The sequence below is a fragment of the Bradyrhizobium sp. HKCCYLRH2047 genome, from assembly GCF_051168175.1.
Classification (GTDB): Bacteria; Pseudomonadota; Alphaproteobacteria; order Rhizobiales; family Xanthobacteraceae; genus Bradyrhizobium.
The window spans coordinates 63370-87913 of the sequence record NZ_JBNPUM010000007.1; the positions used below are offsets into that span (position 1 = coordinate 63370).

At 69.0% G+C, this 24544-nt stretch carries 3 protein-coding genes (1 of these 3 cut by a window edge); all 3 read left to right on the forward strand.

Translation table 11 applies throughout. The annotated features are described in order from the left end of the window. Tightly spaced (each overlapping or abutting the next), the 3 genes in view from ACQR1D_RS17915 to ACQR1D_RS17925 form a layout consistent with a single transcriptional unit that may run on beyond the window. Positions 1-9720 carry an amino acid adenylation domain-containing protein gene (locus ACQR1D_RS17915; protein ID WP_434838922.1) on the forward strand — a complete coding sequence of 3240 codons (9720 nt, stop codon included), beginning with the start codon at positions 1-3 and terminating at the stop codon, positions 9718-9720. Beyond that, positions 9717-16298 (forward strand): amino acid adenylation domain-containing protein, encoded by a 6582-nt coding sequence (locus tag ACQR1D_RS17920; RefSeq protein ID WP_434838923.1) that lies wholly within the window; start codon positions 9717-9719, stop codon positions 16296-16298. The genes ACQR1D_RS17915 and ACQR1D_RS17920 overlap by 4 nt, the downstream gene beginning before the upstream one ends. Next, positions 16291-24544: the 5' portion of a non-ribosomal peptide synthase/polyketide synthase gene (locus tag ACQR1D_RS17925; RefSeq protein ID WP_434838924.1), read on the forward strand. Its footprint extends 8147 nt past the window's final position; 8254 of the gene's 16401 nt are visible here — the first part of the coding sequence; its start codon is at positions 16291-16293; its stop codon lies off the right edge, out of view. Before ACQR1D_RS17920 ends, ACQR1D_RS17925 begins: the two co-directional genes overlap by 8 nt.

Genomic DNA, 24544 nt, shown 5'->3' on the forward strand with positions numbered 1-24544 from the left:
ATGCCGCCACAGACCCTCGTCGAACGACTCCGTGAGCATGCCGCCTCGCGCGCCGACCATCCGGCGTTGCGCTTCATCGAAGGTGACGACGTCGTCGACGAGCTGTCATTCGCGGCGCTGGACCTGCGCATCCGCGCTCTTGCCGCGCATCTGCAGGAGCGCGCGCGAGCCGGCGAGCGGGCCGTGATCCTGCTGCCGAACGGGCCGGACTATGCAGTCGCGTTCTACGCCTGCCTCTATGCCGGGGTCATCGCCGTGCCGGCCTATCCGCCGGAGGCCGGCAGGGAGCGCTACGCGAGCCGTCTCGACGGCATCCTGCGCGACGCCGCGCCGCGGCTCATTCTTACCCAGGCGCGGCTTCGCGACGCCGTCACGGCCTGTGTGGGCCAGATCCGGGCCGATGTCGTTGCCGTCGACGAGGTGCCGGTCGGCGCGGCCGTCTCCTGGCGCGAGACGGAGCTGAACGGCGATGCGATCGCGTTCCTCCAATATACGTCGGGTTCGACATCGCAGCCGAAGGGCGTCTGCGTCACCCACCGAAACCTCGTCGCCAATGAGATTGCGATGGAGGCGGTGCTCGGCGGCACCCGGGATGACGTGTTCGTCAGCTGGCTGCCGCTCTATCACGACATGGGATTGATGGGCGGATTGCTCAATCCGCTGTTCACCGGTTTCACCGCGGTGCTGATGACGCCGCGCAATTTCCTCGAGCAGCCGCGGCGATGGCTCGAGGCCATCGATCGCCACGGCGGCACCTGCAGCGGCGGGCCGGACTTCGCATTCGCGCTCTGCGCGGACCGGATCTCGGATGCGGCGATCGCGCACCTGGACCTTAGCCGCTGGCGCTTCGCGTTCTCCGGCTCGGAGTTCGTGCGGCGCGCGACGCTGGATCGCTTTGCCGCGCGCTTCCGGCCCGCGGGCCTCGATCCTCGCGTTCTGACGCCTTGCTACGGCCTTGCCGAGGCGACCTTGCTGGTGACCGCAGGCGACAGCGCGAGCCTGGCGGCTTGTCATATGCTCGATTCCGCAGCACTCGCTGGCGGCCGTGTTGCCGATACCGACGCAGGGACGGACCTGATGGTCTGCGGCACCGTGGCCGACGGTCACGCCGTCCGCATCATGAGAACCGATGCGTCCGCCCAGGCCGAGGCGAACGAAGTCGGAGAGATCTGGGTCGCGGGTCCGAGCGTCGCGCAGGGCTATTGGAACAATCCCGAGGCGACGCAGCAGACGTTCGTCCTTCGCGACGGCGCGCGCTGGTTGCGGACCGGCGACCTCGGATTCGTCCGTGACGGCGAGCTCGTCGTCACCGGGAGGCTCAAGGATCTGCTGATCGTTCGCGGCCAGAACATCTATCCATTCGACCTGGAGCAGGCTGTCGAGTCCGACGTGGCCTCGGTCCGGAAGGGGCGCGTCGCGGCCTTCCCGGTCGAGATCGATGGCGCCGAAGGCATCGGCGTGGCGGCCGAGTTCAGCAGGGCGGTGCTGCGGCGGACGCCGGCCGATGTGCTGATCAAGGCGATCGGCGATGCGGTCATGCGGCAGACGCAAGATTATCCGGCGGTGGTCGTGCTGCTGAACCCGCAGGGCATGCCGTTGACCACCAGCGGCAAGCTGCAGCGCTCCGCCTGCCGCGCCGGGTGGGCGCACGGCACGCTCGACAGTTTTAGGGTGTTCGAGCGGCGGCGTGAGGCGGCGGACCGGTCGCCGTCCTCGGAGCTTGCAACGGAAACCGAACGCCGTCTTGCGCTGATCTGGCGGGATGTGCTCCGGGTCACGGCCGTCGGCTGCGGCGACGACTTCTTCATGCTCGGCGGCAATTCGGTCGCAGCCGCCCAGGTCGCGGCTATGGTGCGCGAGCAGTTCGGAATCGAGCTCGCGCTGCGCAGCTTCTTCGATGCGCCGACGCTCGCAGCGCTTGCGGCGCTGGTCGATGCGGCCGGCACCGATGCAAGAGCGCTGGCGCCGCTGCAGCCGGCCCCGGCGGGCGTGCGCGAACTGCTGTCGCCCGCGCAGGAGCGGCTGTGGTTCCTCTGGAGCATGGACCCGGCCAGCACGGCCTACACCATCGCCTGCACGCTCCGCTTCGACGGCGCGCTCGATCAGGCGCTGCTGGTGCAGGCGCTGACCGAGATCATTGCGCGACACGAGACGCTGCGCACCAGCTTTGCCGCGCCGGACGGTCGTGTCGTGCAGGTGATCCATGCGGCAACCGAGATTCCCGTCGCGGTCGAGGATCTACGGCGCAGGCCGGCAGCGGAGCGCGCGTCGCGGGCCGCGGCGCGGACACGCGAGGAGCTGGCGCGGCCGTTCGATCTCGTCGATGGCCCGCTGCTGCGCGCGGTGCTGATGCAGCTCGCGGACGATCGCCACGAACTGCTTTTGTCGGCGCATCACATCGTCGCCGATGGCCTCTCGCTCGACGTGCTGCTGGCTGAGATCGCTACGCTTTATGACGGGCTCCGGCGCGGAGCAGTCGCGCTGCCGCCGCCATCCGCCATCCAATATGCCGACTACGCCGCCTGGCAGCGGGAGTGGCTCGCCGGCCCCGAGGCCGCGCAGCAGCTCGCCTATTGGCGCGGGCGGCTCGGCGATGCGGATACGCCGCTCGCCTTGCCGTTCGACCGGCCGCGACCGGCGGTGCCGAGCTATCGCGGCGACACCATCCACCTCGCGATCCCGCCCGATCTGGCGCTGAAGCTGCGCGCGCTCGCCAGGGAGCATCGCGTCAGCATGTTCATGCTTTTGCTCGCCGCCTATCAGTTGCTGCTGTTCCGCTACTCCGGCCGCTCCGACCTGCGCGTCGGCGTGCCCGTCGCCGGCCGCCGGCAGGCCGAGCTGGCATCGTTGATCGGCTGCTTCGTCAATACGCTGGTGTTGCGGGCCGACGTGGCCGACGGCATGAGCTTCGCCGAACTGCTGGCGCAGGCGAAAGAGGAGGTCATCACCGGGCTCGCGCATCAGGATCTGCCGTTCGACCGTCTCGTCGATGCGCTCAAGCCGGCCCGCTCCGGCGGCCACAATCCGCTGTTCCAGGTCAAGTTCAACTACATGGCCGCGCCGGCCGGACTTGCGCTCGGCGACGGCCTGCGCGCCGAGACGCGGATCGTCGATCTCGCCGGCTCGCATTTTGATCTCGCGCTCGACATCGTCGACAGCCCGGCGGGCATGGATGCGAGCCTGAATTTCGCGACGGATCTGTTCGATGCTGCCACGGTCGAGCGGATCGGCGGCCAGCTCGTCGATTTTCTGCGGCAGATCGCGGCCGGTCCCGACCGGCCGCTACGCGACTTCGCGATCGCGCGGGACGTCAGGCAGACCGTCGCAGCGGAGGCGAAGAGCTTCCCCGCGACGGATATCCTCGATCTGATCGGCGCTGCGTTTGCGGGCCGCGACGACCGGGTCGCGCTACGTCAGGGACAGAATACTGTCAGCGCAGCCGAGCTGGCGCGCTGGTCGGACCATATCGCGGGCGCGCTCGTCGCGGCCGGCGTCACGCGCGAGACGCCGGTGGCGTTGTGGATCGAGCGGTCGCCGGCCTTCGTCGCGGCGCTGCTCGGCGTCCTCAAGGCGGGCGGCGCCGTCGTGCCGCTCGATCCGGCGTGGCCGGTGGCGCGCGTTGCGCGCATCCTTCGGGACGGCGAGATTGGCATCCTGATCGCAACCGGCGAGCATCTGGCTGCGGCGAGGGCGCTGGCCTGTCGTACACTCGACGGCACTGAGCGCGGCGATGCGTCCGCGTTCGATGCCCCGCGGCCCCATCCGGCGCAGACCGCCTACATCATCTACACCTCGGGTTCGACCGGCGCGCCCAAGGGAGTTGCCGTCTCGCACGGCGCGCTCGCCAACTACGTGCAGGCGCTGCTGTCCCGACTGCAGCCGCCTGCCGGCGGCGGCATGGCGATGGTCTCGACGGTCGCCGCCGATCTCGGCCACACCGTGCTGTTCGGCGCGCTCGCGAGCGGTGTGACCTTGAACCTGCTGCCGGCCGATGCTGCGTTCGATGCGGATGCGTTTGCGCAAGCGATGCGCGATGGCGAGATCGGCGTCCTCAAGATCGTGCCGAGCCATCTGCGCGGCCTGTTGCGGGCGCGGCGCTCGGCCGACATCCTGCCACGCGACGTGCTGATCCTCGGCGGCGAGGCCTGCGATCCCGGCCTGATCGCAGAGGTCCGTCGGCTGCGGCCGCACTGCCGGATCGTCAATCACTACGGCCCGACCGAGACGACGGTCGGCGTGATGACCCATGAGTGGACGGACGCCGACGCCGAAGGTGTGGTGCCGGTCGGATTGCCGCTTGCGAACCTGCGCGCCTACGTTCTCGACGATGCGTTGAATATCGTGCCGGCCGGTGTCGCTGGTGAGCTCTACATCGGTGGCGCCGGGCTGGCGCGCGGCTATCGCGGCGCGCCTGGACAGACGGCCGAGCGCTTCGTCCCCGATCCGTTCGGAGTCTCAGGCGAACGCCTCTACCGCACCGGCGATTTGGTGCGCTGTGATCAGGCGGGTCGGGTCGTGTTCGTGGGCCGGCGCGACGATCAGGTGAAGCTGCGCGGCTACCGCGTCGAGCCCGCCGAGATCGGCCGCGCCGTCTGCTCGTTGAATGGCGTCGCCGATGCCGCCGTCGTGGTCCGCGCCGTCGACGCGGAGCGGGAACGCCAGGAGCTCGTGGCCTATTGTGTTGCCGCGACAAACGTCGTGTTGCAGCCGGAGGCGCTGCGGCACCAGCTCTCGGCGATGCTGCCGGACTACATGGTGCCCTCGCGCTTCGTCGTGCTCGAGCGGCTGCCGCTGACCGCCAACGGCAAGCTCGACCGCGCGGCGCTGCCGCAGCCGGACGAGGACGTCGTGCTGTCCTATGCCGCCCCTGTCGGCGCGGTGGAGCAGGCGATCGCGGAGGTCTGGCAGGACGTGCTCGGCCGCGAGCGGATCGGCCGCAATGACAATTTCTTCGAGTTCGGCGGCGACTCCATTCTGAGCCTCCAGATCATCGCGCGGCTGCGCAAGCGCGGCGTCAGGCTGACGCCGAAGCAGATGTTCGCGCAGCAGACGATAGCGGCGCTGGCCGGTGTGGTTGCGACCACCTCCGCACCGGCCATGACGCCGCCGGCAGCAGCACGCAACGCAATGAACGCCTGCGCTGCGGAGCTGCTGCCGATCCAATTGCGCTTCTTTGCCGACGACATTCCCAACCGCGATCACTTCAACCAGGCGGTGCTGCTGATCCCGCGGGACCGGATCGACTGGAGCGTGCTGCAGCGGGCGCTCGATGTCGTGGTGAGGCATCACGACGCGCTTCGCATGACGTACCGTCAGGTCGCGGGCGAATGGCAGGCGGCGCCGGCCGATCTGCCTGCCGACGCGGAGCTGCTTTGGAGCCGCACGGCCGTCGAGCCGGCCGACATCGACGCGATCGCGTCGGCGGCACAGGCGAGCCTGTCATTGGCCTCGGGATCGCTGCTGCGCGCGGTCGGGTTCGACATGGCCGACGGCAGCCAACGGCTGCTGATCGCGATCCATCATCTCGCCGTCGACGGCGTGTCATGGCGGATCCTGCTCGAGGACATCGCGATGGCCTATGAGCAACTGGCAGGGCAGGCGGCCGCCGTCACCCTGCCGTCCACGAGCTCCGCGCCGTCGTCGTGGGCGCAGCGGCTGCGCGCGCATGCGGCGTCCGATCGGCTGGCTGGCGAGATGGCCTTCTGGCTGGCGTCCTCGCGCGGCCGCGCGCTGCCCTGTGACGACGATCATGGCGGCGCCGATGTCGAGGCCGAGGCCGAGGAGGTCGTGCTCAACGTCGAGGCGGAGCTGACCGAACAGCTGCTCGATGCCGCGCCTGCGGCCTATCGCACGCAGGTCAACGACCTGCTGCTGGCGGCGCTGGCGCGTGCGCTCTGGAATTGGAGCGGGATCGATGGCGTCGCGATCGAGCTCGAGGGCCACGGCCGCGAGGATGTCTTTGCGGACGTCGATCTCACGCGGACGGTGGGCTGGTTCACCACCGCATTTCCGGTCTGTCTCGACGGCGGCAGCGAGACCGACCGTGCGCTCATCGCCCGCGTCAAGGAGAGCTTGCGCGCCGTGCCCGACCGTGGGCTCGGCTATGGCGTCCTGCGCTATCTCGGCGCGAAGGAGCAGCGTGAGGCGCTATCGCAGACGCCAAGCCCGCGCATCGTCTTCAACTATCTCGGCCGCTTCGATGGGCAGCTCGGCGCGTCGGCGCCGTACCGGATCGCGCCGGAGAATCCGGGACCGATGCGGGCCGCAGACACGCCGTTGCGGGCCTGGCTCACCATCAATGGCGAGGTGCGCGACGGGCAACTGCGTCTCGGCTTCCGCTATGGCAGCCGGCGCTATCGGCGCGCCACCGTCGAACGGCTCGCGGAGCTCTATCGCGCGGCGCTGCATGGTCTCGTCGATCACTGCCTCGGCGCTGCCGGCGGTCTGACCCCGTCCGACGTTCCGCTCGCGGGGCTCGATCAGGCGGCGTTGGACAGGCTCTGCGCGACGATCGACAGTCGCTCCGTCGAGGACATCTATCCGCTGTCGCCGATGCAGCAGGGCTTGCTGTTCCATGCGCTGCGCGACGGCGCAGATGATGTCTATGTCAACCAGCTCTCGATCGAGCTCCGCGGGGTGACGCCGTCGCAGGTGCGTGCGGCATGGCAGGCGGCGAGCGCGCGGCATGCGGCGCTGCGGACGGGGTTTGTCTGGCAGCAATTGTCCGGCGCGGCCCAGCAGATCGTCTACCGCCAGCTCGACGTGCCCGTGGTCGAGGAGGATTGGCGTGGCCGTATCGCTGATGGCGCCGCCGCGGCGGAGATCGATGCGGCGCTCGCGGAGGCGGCGGTGCACGAGCGCAAGCCTGGCTTCGACATCACGCGGCCGCCGCTGCAGCGGCTGCGGCTGATCCGGCTCGGCGAAGACAGGCTGTGGCTGATCTGGACGCATCATCACATCGTGCTTGACGGCTGGAGCTCGGCGCGGCTGCTTGCCGACGTCCTTCAGCAGATCGGCGGCCATGCGCCGTCGGCGGCGCAAGGCAGCTATCGTGACTACATCGCCTGGCTGCAGACGCGAGACCAGGCGGCAGCCGCGGATGTCTGGCGCGAGACGCTGCGCAATTTCGAGCCCACGCCGCTGGCCGGTGCCTTGCGCGCCAGCCGCGCGATCGACGCTGCGAGCGGCCATGGCCGGCTGACTTTGCGCGTGGACGGCGATCTCGCGGCTCGCCTGCGGCGGTTCGCGACACAGCAGCGCATCACGATGAACACGCTGCTGCAGGGGACCTGGGCGCAATTGCTGCGGCAGTATACCGGGCAAAGAGCGGTCTGCTTTGGCGTCACGGTCTCGGGCCGTCCGGCCGAGCTGGCCGGCGCCGAGCACATCGTCGGCCTCTTCATCAACACGCTGCCGCTGATCGACCGCGCGCATCCGCACACCGCGACCGGCGACTGGCTGCGCGCGCTGCAGGCGCACAGCGTTGCGGCGCGCGACTATGAGTGGCTGCCGCTGCACGAGATCCAGCTCCTGGCCGACAGGGCAGGGCAGCCGCTGTTCGACAGCCTGATGGTGTTCGAGAACTATCCGATCGATCGGGCGCTCACCGCGCGCGACGGAGCCGGGCCGCAGATCGGGCGCGTCGACCACGTGACGCCGACCAACTATCCGATCGCGATCATCGTGTTCGACGGGCCGGAGGGGCTGCGCCTCGACTTCAATTACGATCGTGCGCAGTTGGACGATCATGCGGTTCGCCAGGTGAGCGCATCGTTGCGGGACTGGCTGACGCAGATATCGGCGGATGCCACCCGTCCGGTCGGCAGCCTTCGAATGGTCGACGGTGAGACACTGGCGTGCGTCCTGCGCTGGAGCGGAGCAGCGGTCGGCGAGACCTCATGCCGGCCGCCGTTCAGCGATTTGGTGCCCGGCCTTGTGGCGCAGATCGAGACGCGCGCGAAGGCCATCCCGGACGCGGTTGCGATCGTCAGCGGCGACCGCCGGATCAGCTACGGCGAGTTGAACGCACGCGCCAACCGGCTGGCGCGGCGACTGCGCGCGCGCGGGATCGGCGCCGATGTCCTGGTCGGACTGGCGCTGGAGCGCGACGCCGAGATGATCGTGGCGCTGCTCGCCGTGCTGAAGGCCGGCGCCGCCTACCTGCCGCTCGATCCGGACTATCCCGCCGAGCGCCTCGCCCACATGCTCCGTGATAGCGGCGCGAACTTGCTGCTGACGCAGGCCCCGCTACAGGATCGGTTCACGCGCGCGCTGGCCGACGGCGGAGTGGAGGCCTGGCTGCTGGATCGTGCCGACGAGGGCGGCGACACCGACAATCTCGACCTTTCCATTCATCCTGAGAGCCTTGCCTACGTCATCTATACCTCGGGCTCGACGGGCTTGCCCAAGGGCGTGATGGTACGCCACGGCGCATTGACGAACTTCCTGGCGACCATGGCCGAGCAGCCGGGGATCACGTCCGACGACCGCGTGCTGGCCCTGACCTCGTTGTCGTTCGACATCGCGGTGCTGGAGCTGTGGCTGCCGCTGACACGGGGCGCACGCATCGTGCTGGCCGACCGGGCGTCGGCGCAGGATCCGGCGGCGCTGAAGGCGATCGTGGCCAGGCACGGCGTGACCTTGATCCAGGCGACGCCGTCGAGCTGGCACATGCTGCTCGATCATGACGGGGCCGCGAGGCTGCCGCTTGGCTGTCGCGCGCTCAGCGGCGGCGAGGCGCTGGCTCCCGATCTGGCGCGGCGGCTCGTCGCGCTGAGCGGCGAGGTGTGGAACCTGTATGGGCCGACCGAGACCACGGTGTGGTCCGCGCGTCACCGGCTGGACTCCGATGATCCAACGCCGGTGCTCGGCGGTCCGATCGGCAACACCACGCTTTACGTGCTGGACGCCAATCTCAATCTGCTGCCGCCCGGCGTGGCCGGCGAACTGTTCATCGGCGGCGAGGGATTGGCCCGCGGTTATTGGAGGCGCGCCGGGCTCAGCGCGGAGCGCTTCATTCCGGATCCGTTCGGCCGCCCCGGTGCGCGGCTGTACCGGACCGGCGATCTGGCGCGCTGGCGTGCCGATGGCGCGCTCGACTATGTCGGCCGCGCCGATCACCAGGTGAAGATACGCGGACATCGCATCGAGCTCGGCGAGATCGAGGCGCGGCTGCGCGCGCTGCCCGGCGTCCGCGACAGCGTCGTGGTCGCGCAGGAGTTCGGCGGCGGCAGGACCCTGGTCGGCTATGTCAGCAGCGAGAGCATGCTGGATGGCGGCGAGCTTCGCGCGGCGCTCGCGGCCGTGCTGCCGGACTACATGGTGCCGTTGCGCGTCGTCGTGCTGCCGCGGCTGCCGCTGACGCCGAACGGCAAGATCGACCGCAAGGCGCTGCCGACGACGTCGCAAGGCGAGGCGCGGGACGACCATCAGGCTCCGGTCGGCGAGATCGAGAGCACGCTGGCCGGCATCTGGGCGGAGCTGCTCGGTCTCGACCGTGTCGGGCGGGCGGATCACTTCTTCAAGCTCGGCGGCCACTCTCTGCTGGCGGTACGGCTGCTCAGCCGCGTCGCGCAGGAGTTCGGCACGTCGATGCCATTGTCCGAGCTGTTCGCTCATCCCGAATTGGCGGAGTTCGCGCGCGTCCTCTCGATCAGGCTGATCGAGCAGGAGTTCGCCGAAGGTGAGCTCGAGGACCTGATGACGGCGGAGCTATCATGAGCGGACAATCAGGACAGCCTCGACTGCGCGACCTCGATCCGGACGCATTGCGCCAGCTGGCTTCGCGCGCACGGCAGCGCGGCCGCAACGCCGGCAGACGCGACGTCAACACCATCCCAAGCATCGATCGCGGGGGTCGGCTACCGCTCTCCTTCGCGCAGCAGCAGCTCTGGCTGCTGGCACAGCTCGAGGGCGGAGGCACGAACTATCACATCGACGTCGCGCTGCGGCTGCGGGGCCGGCTCGACATCGGCGCATGGCGCCGCAGCCTCGATCGGCTGTTCTCCCGCCACGAGGCGCTGCGGACGGTCTTCGTTGCCGAGCAGGGCGAGCCGCGAGCCATGCTGTTGCCGCCGGATACCGGCCTGCCGCTGGAGATGCACGATCTTCGCAGCCGGCCGGACCGCGAGACGCGGCTGGCCGACCTGCTGAATGCGTGGACGCGCGCGCCGTTCGATCTCGCTCGGGGTCCGTTGATCCGCGGCCACCTGATCAGTCTCGGCGATGATGATCACGTCTTTCTGCTCAGCCAGCACCACATCATCTCCGACGGATGGTCGATGGGCGTCATCGTTCGCGAGCTCTCGGCGCTGTATGGCGCCTTCGCCGCAGGCGGCGACGATCCGTTGCCGCCGCTGGCGATTCAGTATCCGGACTATGCAGCATGGCAGCGCCATGCGCTCACGGCAGATCGGTTGCAGCGGCAGCTCGATCATTGGACCGCCGTGCTGCAGGGCGCGCCATCCGTGCTGGCATTGCCGACGGACCGTCCGCGTCCCACGCCGCGATCCGACGCTGGCGCAGCGGTGCCTGTCGAGATCGACGACGGTCTTTCGGCCGATATCAGGCAATTGAGCGTCGCGCTCGGCGCCACCCCGTTCGTCATCGTGCTGGCGGCCTGGGCGATCGTGCTGTCGCGGCTGGCCGGCCAGCAGGATCTCGTCATCGGCACGCCGACGGCCAATCGGATGCGTTCGGAGCTCGAAGGCCTGGCCGGCTTCTTCGTCAACATGCTGGCGCTGCGGCTCGACCTCTCGGATGATCCTGCTGTGGTCGAGCTGATCGAGCGAGTGAAGACGGCCGTTCTTGCGGCGCAGGATCATCAGGACCTGCCATTCGAGCATCTTGTCGAGGCGCTCCAGCCGCCGCGGCATCCGGAATACACGCCCGTGTTCCAGGTGGTGTTCGCATGGCAGAGCCATGATATCGGCTCATTGGCGCTGCCCGGCCTGGCGGTCGAGCGCCTTGCGACCGAGCAGCACAAGGTCAAGTTCGATCTCGAGCTCGATCTCAGTGAGAGCCGTGGCCGCATCTCCGGCAAGATCAACTACGCGACGGCGCTGTTCGACGCCGAGACCGTGCGGCGCTATCGCGGCTATCTGCTGGCTACGCTGCGCGCCATGGTCGCTGACACCAGCCAGCCGGTCGACCGCATCGAGCTGCTACCGGCCGAGGAACGTGCGCTGCTGCTGGACAGCTGGAATTGCACCCGATCGTTCACGCCGGCCGACTGCTGCATCCAGGATCTCATTGCCGAGCAGGCACGCCGCCGGCCGTCAGCGGTGGCGCTGGTCCATGACGAGGTCAGACTGACCTATCGGGAGCTCGAGCTGCGCGCCAATCGCCTCGCGCATCACCTCGTCGCGCTGGGCGCCGGTCCGGACCGGCTGATCGCGATCTGCCAGCAGCGCGGCGTCGATACGATCGTCAGCGTGCTCGCGGTCCTCAAAGCCGGCGCCGCCTATCTGCCGCTGGATCCGACCTATCCGCCGCAACGGCTGCGCGAGATCGTGGCCGATGCCCAGCCGATGCTGCTGCTCCGTGACCGCGAGAGCGCCGGTGCGCTCGGCGACGTGGCATGCCCCGTGGTCGATGTGGAAAGCGATGCACCGGCCTGGAGCGGGCTGCCGGACAGCGCGCCGGATGTTGATGCCCGCGGCGTGACGCCGCGCAATCTCGCTTATGTCATCTACACCTCGGGCTCCACCGGGCGGCCGAAGGGGGTGATGATCGAGCACCATGGCCTGGTCAATCTCGCGCAGGCCCAGATCGGGCTGTTCGACACCGGTCCGGACAGCCGGGTCGCGCAGTTCGCCTCCTTCAGTTTCGACGCAAGCGTGTGGGACATCGTCATGGCGCTCTGCGCCGGCGCCGAGCTGCATCTGCTCGGAAGCCGCGAGCATCGCGACGCAGCCGAGCTGTTGAACTATCTCGCCGACCATCGCATCACCCACGCCACCCTGCCGCCCGCGATGCTGCAGGGCCGCTCGGACCTCGCGCGGCTCTCCGGGCTCGAGGTGCTGGTTCTTGCCGGCGAGTTGCCGAAGTCGGAGCTGTTCGAGGTTTTGCCGTCGGAGATTGCGGTCTTCAACGCCTACGGCCCGACGGAAGCGACCGTCTGCGCCACCGCGTGGCGTCGTCCAGCCGGCTTTGCCGGCGGTATCGTCCCGATCGGGCGCCCGATCGCCAATGCGCGCATCTATCTGCTCGACGCCCAGGGCATGCCGGTGCCGCGCGGTGCCGTGGGTGAGATCTGGATCGGCGGGGCAGGGGTTGCGCGCGGCTATCTCAACCGTCCGGATCTGTCGGCGCAGCGCTTTGCTGCCGATCCCTTCGGGCTGTCGGCCGACGCGCGGATGTATCGAACCGGTGACCTCGGCCGCCATCTGGCCGACGGCAATATCGAATTTCTTGGCCGCAACGACCATCAGGTGAAGATCCGCGGCTTCCGTATCGAGCTCGGTGAGATCGAGCATCGGCTGAATGCGCAAGCCGCCGTGCGGGACTCGGCGGTGCTGGCGCGGCGCGATGCGCAGGGCGATCTCAGGCTCGTCGCCTATGTGGTGCCGGCAGACGACACCGATGACGCCGCCGCATGGGCCGCGCAGCTGCGCGGGCAATTGCAGGCGTGCCTGCCGGATTACATGGTTCCCTCGGCGATCGTCCGCCTCGATGCGTTTCCGCTGACACCCAACGGCAAGGTCGATCGGCAGGCGCTGCCGGCGCCGGACGACGAAGCGTTCGGCCGCGGCGCCTATGATCCACCTCGGGGCGAAATCGAACAGGCCCTCGCGGCCATCTGGCGCGAGCTGCTGGGCATCGAGCGCGTCGGCCGCAACGATCATTTCTTCGAGCTCGGCGGCCATTCGCTGCTCGTCGTCCGCATGCTGGACCGGCTGAAGCGCCATGCACTGACGGTCGATGCGCACATGGTGTTCGCCAGGCCGGTGCTGCGCGATCTCGCGGCCAGCCTGCGGCCCGGCGAGGAGATTGCGATCCCCGCCAACCTGATCACGCCGGAGAGCGCGGCCATCACGCCGGACATGCTGCCGCTGATCGCGCTGAGCCAGCCCGAGATCGACCGCGTGGTCGCCCAGGTGCCGGGCGGCGTCGCCAACGTCCAGGACATCTACGCGCTGTCGCCGTTGCAGGAAGGAATCCTGTTCCATCATCTGCTGGCGACCGAGGGCGATCCTTACGTGCTGGTCGCACAGATGGCATTCGCGGGCCGCGATCTGCTGGATCGTTATCTCGCCGCGGTTCAGGACGTGATCGACCGGCACGACGTGCTGCGGACGTCGTTCCTCTGGGATGGGTTGTCGGTTCCGGCGCAGGTGGTCTGGCGCCACGCACCGCTGAGCGTCACCGAAGTCGCGCTCGAAGGTCACGCGCCGGCTCAGGTCGAGCTGGCCCGCCGCTTCGATCCGGGATCCTGCCGGCTCGATCTGACCCGGGCGCCGTTGCTGCGTCTGGTTGTCGCCCGTGACGAGGAAAATGATCGCCTGCTGCTGCTGGTCCTGCTGCATCACATGGTCGGCGACCATACCACGCTGCAGGCGTTGCATGAGGAGGTGCAGCTGATTCTGTCGGGGCGCCGCGCTGATCTGCCTCCGCCGATTCCATTCCGCAATCTTGTCGCCGAAACGCGCAAGCCCGCCGGGCAGGATGCGCAGCAGCGTTTCTTCCGCGGCATGCTCGCCGACATCGATGCGCCCACGGCACCGTTCGGATTGATGGAGGTGCGCAGCGACGGCGACGGCGTGCGCGAGGCAAGGCTGCCCCTGCCGGCCGCGCTCGACGCGCGGCTGCGTGCACAGGCGCGGCGCCTTGGCGCGAGCCTCGCCAGCCTCTGTCATGTCGCCTGGGGGCAGGTGCTGGCGCGCAGCAGCGGGCGCGAGCAGGTCGTGTTCGGCACCGTGCTGCTCGGCCGCATGCAGGCCGGTCACGATACCGGCCGCAGCCTGGGCCTGTTCATCAACACGCTGCCGGTGCGGCTCGATCTCGACGGCACGTCGGTGGAGGACAGCGTTCGCGCGGCGCATGCGCGGCTGGCGGAGCTGATGGCGCATGAGCATGCCTCGCTGGCGATGGCCCAGCGCTGCAGCGGTGTCGCACCGCCGACGCCGCTGTTTTCCGCGATCTTGAACTATCGGCACGGCCGGAGACAGGATGCGCAGGTGGATGCTGAGCTCCCGCAAGGCGTCGAATGGCTCGGCGGCGAGGAGCGCACCAACTATCCGCTGATGCTGGCGGTGGACGATGACGGCCATGGGCTTCACCTGACGGTCCAGGTCGCGGCGCCGGTCGCGCCCGAGCGGGTCGGCGCGATGATGCAGCAATCGCTCGATCAACTCGCGTTGGCACTGGAAGAGGCGCCGCATACGCCTGTGCGCCGGATCGACGTCGTTCCGGACGATGATCGCGCGCGGCTGCTGCAGGCCTGGAATGCGACGGCGACCAGCGGTGCAAGTGCGCTCTGCGTGCATCGGCAGTTCGAGGTGCATGCGGCGCGAACGCCGGATGCGGTCGCGCTGGTGCATGGACCGGAGACGATCAGTTACGGCGCGTTGAATGCGCGGGCGAACCGGCTGGCGCGGCGGCTGCGGGATCGCGGCGTCGGCCCCGATGTGGTGGTCGGGCTCGCGCTGGAGCGCGGCGTCGCGATGATGGTGGCGCTGCTCGCGGTGCTCAAGGCGGGCGCGGCCTATCTGCCGCTCGATCCGGACTATCCCGCCGAGCGTCTCGCGCACATGCTGAACGACAGCGGTGCCAAGCTGCTGCTGACACAGGCCACGCTGCACGACCGGTTCGCGCCGGTGCTGGAGCGGAGCGAGGCCGAGGCTTGGCTGCTCGAGGTCGCGGCCGGCGATGGCCTCGGCCAGACCGACAATCTTTCCGTCGACGTGCACCCCGAGAACCTCGCCTACGTCATCTACACCTCCGGCTCGACCGGGCTGCCGAAGGGCGTGATGGTGCGCCATGCCGCGCTGACGAACTTCCTGGCGACGATGGCCGAACAGCCGGGCATCGCGGCCGGCGACCGCGTGCTCGCGCTGACGTCGTTGTCCTTCGACATCGCCGTTCTGGAGCTGTGGTTGCCACTCACAAATGGCGCCCAGGTCGTGCTCGCCGACCGTGCCGCGGCCCATGATCCCGAGGCCCTCAAGGCGATGGTCGCACGGCACGGCGTGACCATGATCCAGGCGACGCCATCGAGCTGGCGCATGCTGCTCGATCACGACGCGGCCGATCCTGATCCATGGCTGCCGAAGGGCTGCCGCCTGCTGAGCGGCGGGGAGGCGCTGGCCTCGGATCTGGCGCGGCGGCTGAACGCAGAGAGCTGCGAGGTCTGGAATCTGTATGGGCCGACCGAGACCACGGTGTGGTCGGCGCGCCACCGCCTCGATGGCGCGAATCCGGTGCCGCTGCTCGGCAGCCCGATCGGCAACACCGCACTGTACGTGCTCGACGGCGAGCTCAACCTCGCGCCGGTCGGCGTCACCGGCGAGCTCTTCATCGGTGGTGACGGGCTCGCGCGCGGCTATTGGAAACGCGCGGCGCTGAGTGCCGAGCGCTTCATTCCGGATCCGTTCGGCGACGACGGCGCGCGGCTGTACCGGACCGGGGACCTCGCGCGCTGGCGGGCCGATGGCGTGCTCGACTATGTCGGCCGCGCCGATCATCAGGTGAAGATCCGCGGGCATCGGATCGAGCTCGGCGAGATCGAGGCGCGGCTGCGGGAGCAGCCGGGCGTGCGCGACAGCGTCGTCGCCGCGCACGAGCTCGGCGGCAGCCGTCAGTTGGTCGGTTATGTCGGCGGCGAGGCCCCGCTCGATGGCAGTGAGCTGCGCGCCGCGCTCGCAACGGCGCTGCCGGACTACATGGTGCCCTCGCGCGTCATCGTGCTGCCGGAGCTGCCGCTGACCCCGAACGGCAAGATCGACCGCAAGGCGCTGCCGCGGCCGGATGCGACGCCGCCGGGGGCGCGGCGCGTCGATCCGCGCAATCCGACCGAGGCTGCGCTCGCGGGGATCTGGGCCGAGCTGCTGCACAGGCCGGAGGTCGGCGTCACCGATGATTTCTTCGAGCTCGGCGGCGACTCGCTGGTGGCCGTCCAGCTCGTCGGCCGCATCAAGCGTGATCTCGCGCGGGAGCTGCCGCTGAAGCGGCTGTTCGAACTGACCACGGTCGAGACCATGGCGTCCGCGCTCGCCGCGGACGCGCCGATGAGCAGGCGCAACGATGACATCGCCGCCATGTTCGATCTGCTTGAAGAAGTCGAGTTCGCCAATGAATGATCAGTCCGGACTTCAGGCCCAGCAGCTCAGCGAGATCGCGCGCCGGTTGGTGCGTCTCGACGCGCCAAAGCAGCGCGCCTTCCTGACGCAGTTGGCGGCCAAGGGCATCGATCTTTCGATTCTGCCGATCGCCCGGCAGCAGCTGCAGCGCGCGCTGTTGTCGTTCGCGCAGGCCCGCCTCTGGTTCCTGTGGCGGATGGATCCGGACGGCTCCGCCTACAACATGCCGGTCGCGATCCGGCTGCGGGGCCGTCTCGATGCCGCCGCGCTTCAACGGGCGCTCGACGAGCTGGTCATGCGCCATGCCGCGCTCCGCACCACGTTCCGGCAGGACGGCGGCGAGCCGGAGCAGATCGTGGGACCGCCGGCGCCGGTCGCGCTTCGCCGCATCGAGATTGCCGGCGATGATTGCGAGCAGCAGGCGCGCCGGCTGCTGCGTGAGGAAGCGGCGCTGCCGTTCGATCTCGAATCCGGACCGCTGCTGCGCGCGGCGCTGCTGAGGCTCGACGAGCACGACCATGTTCTCTCGGTGACGCTGCACCACATCGTCGCCGATGGCTGGTCGATGCAGGTCCTCACCGACGAGTTCTGGCAGCTCTATCGCGCAGCCGTCCGCGGCGAGACCGCCTCGCTGCCGGCGCTCGAGATCGACTACGCCGATTTCTCCGCCTGGCAGCGGCTGTGGCTCGGCGCGGTGGAGGAGGAGCGGCAGCTCCGCTACTGGACCGGCCGGCTGCACGACACGGCGATGCTGCAACTGCCGTTCGATCGGCCGCGTTCGGCCCAGACCGACCAATCCGGCGGTGCCATACGCCTGTCACTCGGCGCCGAGCTTTCCGATCGTCTGCGCGAGCTTGCGCGGCAACATCACACGACGCTGTTCGTCGTGCTGCTCGCGGCACTGAAGCTGGTGCTCTATCGCTACAGCGGCCAGGACGACATCAGCATCGGCGTTCCCCTCGCCAATCGCGATCGGCCGGAAACGCGGCGCCTGATCGGGCTGTTGGTCAACACCCAGGTGCTGCGGACGCGGATCGACAGCCTGGGGACGATCGCCGACGTCGTCGAAACGCTGCGCGCGGCTTCGCTCGAGGCCAGGGATCACCAGGACCTTCCGTTCGAACGGCTGCTCGACGTGTTGCAGCCACAGCGCAGCCTGAGCCAGACGCCGCTGTTCCAGGTGCTCTACAACCATCAGCATCGGCGCGGGCCGGCGCATGCGCCGGCTAGCTCTGAATTGCAGATCGAGACGATCGCGGCCGAGATTGAGACGGTGAAATTCGACCTCGCGCTCGACAGCGAGGAATTGCCGTCGGGGGACGTCTCGGCGCTGTTTTCCTTTGCCACCGCGTTGTTCGAGCGGTCGACCATCACGCGGCTCGCCGGCCATTGGCTGACGATCCTGCAGGAAATGGTCGCAGATCCCACGCGCCGGATCGCGGCGCTGGAGCTGTTGTCGGACCGGCAGCGCGACGACGTCAGGCAGTGGAATGCCTGCGCGCCCGCGCGCGCGGCCTTCCAGTCGGTGCACCGGATGTTCGCGCGGCACGCCAAGGAAACGCCGGGCGCGACAGCCCTGGTGTTCGGAGCCGAGACGATCAGCTATCAGGCGCTCGATCGCCGCGCCAATGCCATCGCGCAGCATCTGCTGGCGCTCGGCGTTCGACCCGGCGAGCTCGTCGCGCTCTCGATGCAGCGTTCGCCCGATCTCGTCGCCGGTTTCGTTGCCGTCCTCAAGGCCGGCGCCGCCTATCTGCCGCTCGATCCCGATCATCCACCGGCGCGGCTTGCTGCAACCGTTCGCGATGCCGGCGCGCGCGTCGTGCTGGTCGATGCGGCGGGACGATCGCAATGGCCGCCGATGCCGGGCATCGCAGTCGTCGATCTCGGCGTGATCCCGGCCGAGACGACGGAGATTGATCCCGCGGTCGATGTCCATCCCGCGAGCCTCGCCTACGTGATCTATACGTCCGGCTCCACCGGTGTACCGAAGGGCGTCGCGGTCGCGCATGGACCGTTCGCGATGCATTGCGACGCCACGGCCGGTCTCTACGAGATGGGCCGGCAGTCGCGCGAGCTGCACTTCCTTTCCTTCACTTTCGACGGCGCGCATGAGCGGTTGTGGACCGCGCTGAGCTGCGGCGCGGCCTTGGTGATGCGCGACGCCGATCTCTGGTCGGCGGAGAAGACGCTCGAGGTGATGCGCGCGGAGCGCGTGACCAATGCCGGCTTTCCGCCGGCCTACCTGCAGCAGCTCGCCGAATTCGCGGCGTGGCGCGGCGATCCGCCGCCCGTGTCGCTGTATTCGTTCGGCGGCGAGGCGATGCCCAAATCGGGCTTCGACAAGGTCAGGCAGGCGCTGCGGCCGCGCAAGCTGATCAACGGCTACGGTCCGACGGAGACGGTGGTCACGCCGCTGGTCTGGAAGGTCGACGCCGATGCCGAGATCGACTGCGCCTATGCGCCGATCGGCCGTCCGGTCGGCCGGCGCTCGGCCTATGTTCTCGACGGCGATCTGAACATCGTTCCGGTCGGCGTCATCGGCGAGCTTCATATCGGCGGCGAGGGGCTCGCGGCCGGCTATTGGAATCGGCCGGCGCTGACGGCGGAGCGCTTCATCCCCGATCCGTTCGGCGCACCCGGCGCGCGGCTGTATCGCACGGGCGATCTGGCGTGCTGGCGTGCCGACGGCGTCATCGACTATGTCGGCCGGTCCGATCATCAACTCAAGATCCGTGGCTTCCGCATCGAGCCGGGCGAGGTCGAGGCACGGCTGACGCGGCAGGCGGGCGTTCAGTCGGCGGTGGTGGTGGCGCGCGAAATCGGCGGACGCCAGCAGCTCGTCGGCTATGTCTGCGGCGAGGATGGCCTCGACGAGGCCGCGTTGCGCGCGGCGCTATCGGAGGAACTCCCGGACTACATGGTTCCGGCTCGCATCGTGCCGATGTCGCAGATGCCGCTCACGGCGCATGGCAAGGTCGATCGCGACGCCCTGCCGGTGCCCGAGTCATTGTGTGCCGAGACAGACTATGTCGCGCCGCAATCGGCCGTGGAATTGGAGCTGGCGGCGATCTGGGCCGAACTGCTCGGCCATTCGCGGATCGGGCTCACCGACAATTTCTTCGAGCTCGGCGGCGATTCCATCATCTCACTGCAGGTGGTCGGCCGGGCGCGGCAGCGTGGCCTGTCGATCGAGCCGCGCGATCTGTTCCGGCATCAGACGCTGCAGGAGCTGGCGCGGGTCGCGCGCCGCGATCGGGCGGTCATTGTCTCCGCTGAGCCCGGCGCGCGCGACGGCGATCCGGTGCCGCTGTTGCCGATCCAGCGCCGCTTCTTTGCCGAGGACGCGGGCGAACGGCATCACTGGAACCAGGCCTTGATGCTCGTACCCTCGGCGCGGTTCGACTGGCGCGTGATAGCGCGGGCGGTCGATGCCGTGGTGGCGCATCACGATGCCCTGCGGCTGCAATTCGAGCAAAGCGACGGCACGTGGCACGCGAGATACGGCAAGATGCCGGCGAGCGCCGATCTGCTCTGGATCCGCACTGTTCAGGACGCGGCGGAGATCACCTCGGTTGCGGCGGCCGCGCAGGCGAGCCTGTCCTTGCAGGGGCCGTTGCTGCGCCTCGTCGGCATGGACGTTGCGGACGGCAGCCAGCGGCTTCTGATCGTCGTGCATCATCTCGTCGTCGATGGCGTGTCGTGGCGCGTCCTACTCGAGGACATCGCCGCGGCGTATCGACAGGCGGCGCAGGGCGCGGCCGCGATTGTTTTGCCTCCCAAGAGCCAGTCCGTGGCGTCGTGGGGCAAGAGGCTCGAAGACTACGCCGCGAGCAAGGAGCTGGCCGACCAGCTCGTCTATTGGAGACAGCGCAGCGTCGCTGACGATCTGCCGTGCGACGACGATCACGGGGAGACCGATCGCGTCGCCGACGGCGAAGACGTCGCCGTGTCGTTCGATGCCGACGTGACCGGGCAACTGCTCAAGCAGGCGCCCGCCGCCTACAGGACCCAGGTCAATGATCTGCTGCTGGCGGCGCTGGCCCGCGCGGTCAGCCGCTGGTGCGGACTCGGTGAATGCCTGGTCGAGCTCGAGGGCCATGGACGCGAGGATCTGTTCGAAGGCATCGACCTGTCGCGCACGGTCGGCTGGTTCACGACAGCATTTCCGGTTCGGCTCTCCGCTGGCGCGAGCGACGACGCCACCCTCATCAGGTCGATCAAGGAGGAATTGCGGGCCATCCCGGCGCGCGGGCTCGGCTACGGCGTGCTGCGGTATTGCGGCAGCTCCGAGCAGCGCGCCGCCCTGGCGGATGGAGCCGAGCCGCGGATCGTCTTCAACTATCTCGGCCAGTTTGGCGCCGGCTCCGACCTTGCCTTCGCGCTCGCGCCGGAAGGCGCGGGGCCGTCGCGCAGCGCCAGCGCGCCGCTCGGCCGCTGGCTCAGCATCAACGGCCAAGTGCTCGACGGCCGGCTGAAGCTGACATTCAGCTTTGGCCGCCGCCGCTATCGCCGCGCGACGATCGAGCGGCTGGCCGCGTGCTACTCCGCGGCGCTGCGCGAGCTGGTCGCGCATTGCACCGGTGACGCACACGGCCTCACGCCGTCGGACGTTCCGTTGTCGCGCCTCGGCCAGCCGGAGCTCGATTTGCTCGGCGCGACGCGTGATTGGCGCGATGTCGAGGATATCTATCCGCTGTCGCCGATGCAGCAGGGCATGCTGTTCCACACGCTGCGCGACGGCGACAGTGGCAACTATGTCAGCCAGATCGCCGTCGACGTCGAAGGCGCGGACGCGGCGCGCCTGCGCGCGGCGTGGCAGGCGGTGACGGCACGACACGCGGTGCTGCGGACCGCGTTCGTGTGGAGGGAATTATCGAGCGCGCCGCAGCAGGTCGTCCATCGGCAGGTTCCTGTTCCCTTCGTCGAGGAGGATTGGCGCGACCGTGCGGACTCGATGGATCGAGCCACGCGTGACGCGGCGCTGGCCGAGGTGGCGGCGGCCGAATGGCGCGCCGGCTTCGACCTGTCACGGCCGCCGCTGCAGCGGGTCCGTCTCATCGATCTCGGCGGCGGCGTTTGCCGCCTGATCTGGACCCATCATCACATCCTGCTCGACGGCTGGAGCGCGGCGAGGCTGATCGGGGAGATCATGCAGCATGTCGGCGGCGCGTCGCTGGGCGCACCGCGCGGCCGCTATCGCGATTACATTGCCTGGCTGGAACGACAGGATCGCGAGGCGTCGATTGCGTTCTGGTCGCGCTCGCTCTCGACGCTCGGCGAGCCGAGCCTGCTGGCCGATGCGCTTGGCGGGCCGGCCGCACCAGCCGAAGGCCATGCCTCGATCGACCTCGTCATCGATGCAGCGAAAACCGAGCGGCTGCAGCTCGTGGCACGGCGCGAGCGGGTGACCTTGAACACGCTGCTGCAGGGGGCCTGGGGCCAGCTGCTGCGGCGCTTGACCGGGCAGGATGTCGTCTGCTTCGGCGCCACGATTTCCGGCCGGCCGCCCGAGATCGCGGGCGTGGAGGAGATGGTCGGCCTGTTCATCAACACCGTTCCCGTGCTCGAGGACGCGCGACCGCAAACGCTGGTGGGCGACTGGCTGCGCAGCCTGCAGGACCGCAACGTCGACCTGCGCGAGCACGGCTGGATGCCGTTGCACGAGATCCAGCGTCTTGCCGGCCGGGCCGGCCGGCCGCTGTTCGACTCCATCTTCGTGTTCGAGAACTATCCGGTCGACGCGGCGATACGCGATCAGGCCGGCGAGGGGCCGCGCGCCAGCCGCGCCGAGCAGATCTCGATCACCAACTATGCGCTGACGGTCGCGGTGTTCGCGACCGACGCCGGCATCCGGCTCGGATTCCGTTACGATCGCAGCCGGTTCGACCGGCCGCAGATCGAGCGGATGCAGGCGGCGTTCGCCTGTCTGCTCGCGCGCATCGCCGACGACAGCAGCCGCCCGGTCGCGGAGCTGCATGGCCTCGACGCCGACGCTTTGCAACGGGTGCTCCGCTGGAGCTCGGGGCCCGCCGCGCCGACGGCGAAAGACGGCTTCGTCGACGTCATGACGCAGATCGAACAGCAGGTCGCACGGTCGCCCGCGGCCGTCGCCCTGATCTCTGATCAGGAGGGGATCAGCTACGCCGAACTGAACGCGCGGGCCAACCGACTGGCGCGACAGATCAGGCAGGCCGGCGTCGCTCTTGATGCTCCCGTCGCCCTCGCATTCGAGCGTAGCGCCGATCTGGTCGTGGCCGTGCTGGCGGTGCTGAAGGCGGGGGCCGGCTACCTGCCGCTCGATCCGGATTATCCGAGCGGGCGACTCGCCGCGATGCTGGGCGACAGCGGCGCGCGACTGGTGCTGACGCAGCCGCAGTTGCACGATCGGCTGATGGAGATCACGGCAGGGGCGGGCGCCGAGCTGATCGCCGTCGACGACAGCCGCGCTTCGCACGGGATCGATGCCGGCAATTCGGATCTCCGCAGTCCGAACCACGCCGAGAGCCTCGCTTATGTGATCTACACGTCCGGCTCGACCGGCATGCCGAAGGGCGTGGCCTGCACGCGTGGCGCGCTGGCGGCACGGCTGGCCTGGATGCAGCGGGAGTACGGGATCGTTCCTAGCGAAACGCTGTTGCAGAAGACGCCGTTCAGCTTCGACGTCGCGGTGTGGGAAATCCTGTGGCCGCTGACGGTCGGCGCACGGCTTGCGATCGCAGCGCCGGGCGCCCATCGCGAGCCGAAGCGCTTGATCGATGCGGTCACCACGCATGGCGTCACCACGCTGCATTTCGTGCCCCAGATGCTCGCGCAATTCGTGGCCGAGCCCGAGGCTCGCCGATGCGTGAGCCTGAAACGCCTGTTCTCCGGTGGCGAGGCTCTGCCGGTCCAGCTGAAGGACCAGGTCTACGCGATATTCCCCGCGATCCGGTTCGACAACCGCTATGGGCCGACCGAAGCGCTCATCAATGCCAGCTTCTGGAGCTGCCGCGAGGCGAGCGGGCCACGCGTGCCGATCGGCGTGCCGATCCTGGGTACGATCCTGCGCATTCTCGATGCCGACCTCAATCCGGTCGCCGAGGGTACGACGGGCGAGCTCTATATTGGCGGCGACGGGCTGGCGCGCGGCTATCTCGGTCGCGCGGCGCTGACGGCCGAGCGCTTCATTCCCGATCCGTTCGGACCTCCCGGCGCGCGGCTGTACCGGAGCGGCGATCTGGCGCGCTGGCGCAGCGACGGCGCCATCGACTATGTCGGCCGGGCCGATCACCAGGTGAAGGTTCGCGGCTTCCGCATCGAGCTCGGCGAGATCGAGGCGCGGCTTCGGCAGCAGCCATCGGTCACTGCGGCCGTCGTCATCGCCAGGGAATTCGGGGCAGGCCGCCAACTGATCGGCTATGTCTGCGGTGACGGCACGCTCGATGCTGCGGTGCTGCGCGACGCCTTGTCCGCGACGCTGCCGGACTACATGGTGCCGGCGTGGATCGTGGTGCTCGATCGTCTGCCGCTGATGGTGAATGGCAAGGTCGATCGCAATGCGCTGCCAGCGCCGGAGGCGCCCGCATCAGTCACGCGGATTGCGCCGCGGACGGCGGCCGAGGCTGCGCTGGCGGCCATCTGGGCCGAGCTGCTGCATCAGCCCGATGTCGGCATGACCGACAATTTCTTCGAGCTCGGCGGCGATTCCATCATCTCGCTGCAGATGGTCAGTCGCGCGCGGCGAGCCGGCCTTCTGATCGAGCCGCGCGACGTCTTCAAGCATCAGACACTGGAAGCCCTGGCGCGCGACGCGCGGCAGATCGCTCGGCTGGAGACGACGGCGGAGCAGGGCCTCGTCTCCGGGCCACTGCCGTTGTTGCCGATTCAGCTCCGCTTCTTCGAGCAGGAGCTGGACGCGCCCGATCACTGGAACCAGGCCTTGCTGCTGCGGCCGCAGCAGCGGCTCGACTGGGACGTGCTGCGGCGCGCGGCGGTGGCCGTCGTCACCCATCATGATGCGCTGAGGCTGCGCTTCCAACGCATCGACGGCACTTGGCGCGCCGAGCACGCGTCGGCGCCGGCCGCCGTCGGTCTGTTCCGATCGTGCAAGCTGGCTGACGGCGAGGCGGTCACCGCGCTGGCCGCTGAGGTCCAGGCGAGCCTCTCGCTCGCGCAGGGTCGTCTGGTGCAGATGGTCGGCATCGATCTGCCGGACGGCGGGCAGCGCCTCCTGATCGTAATCCATCACCTCGTGATCGACGGCG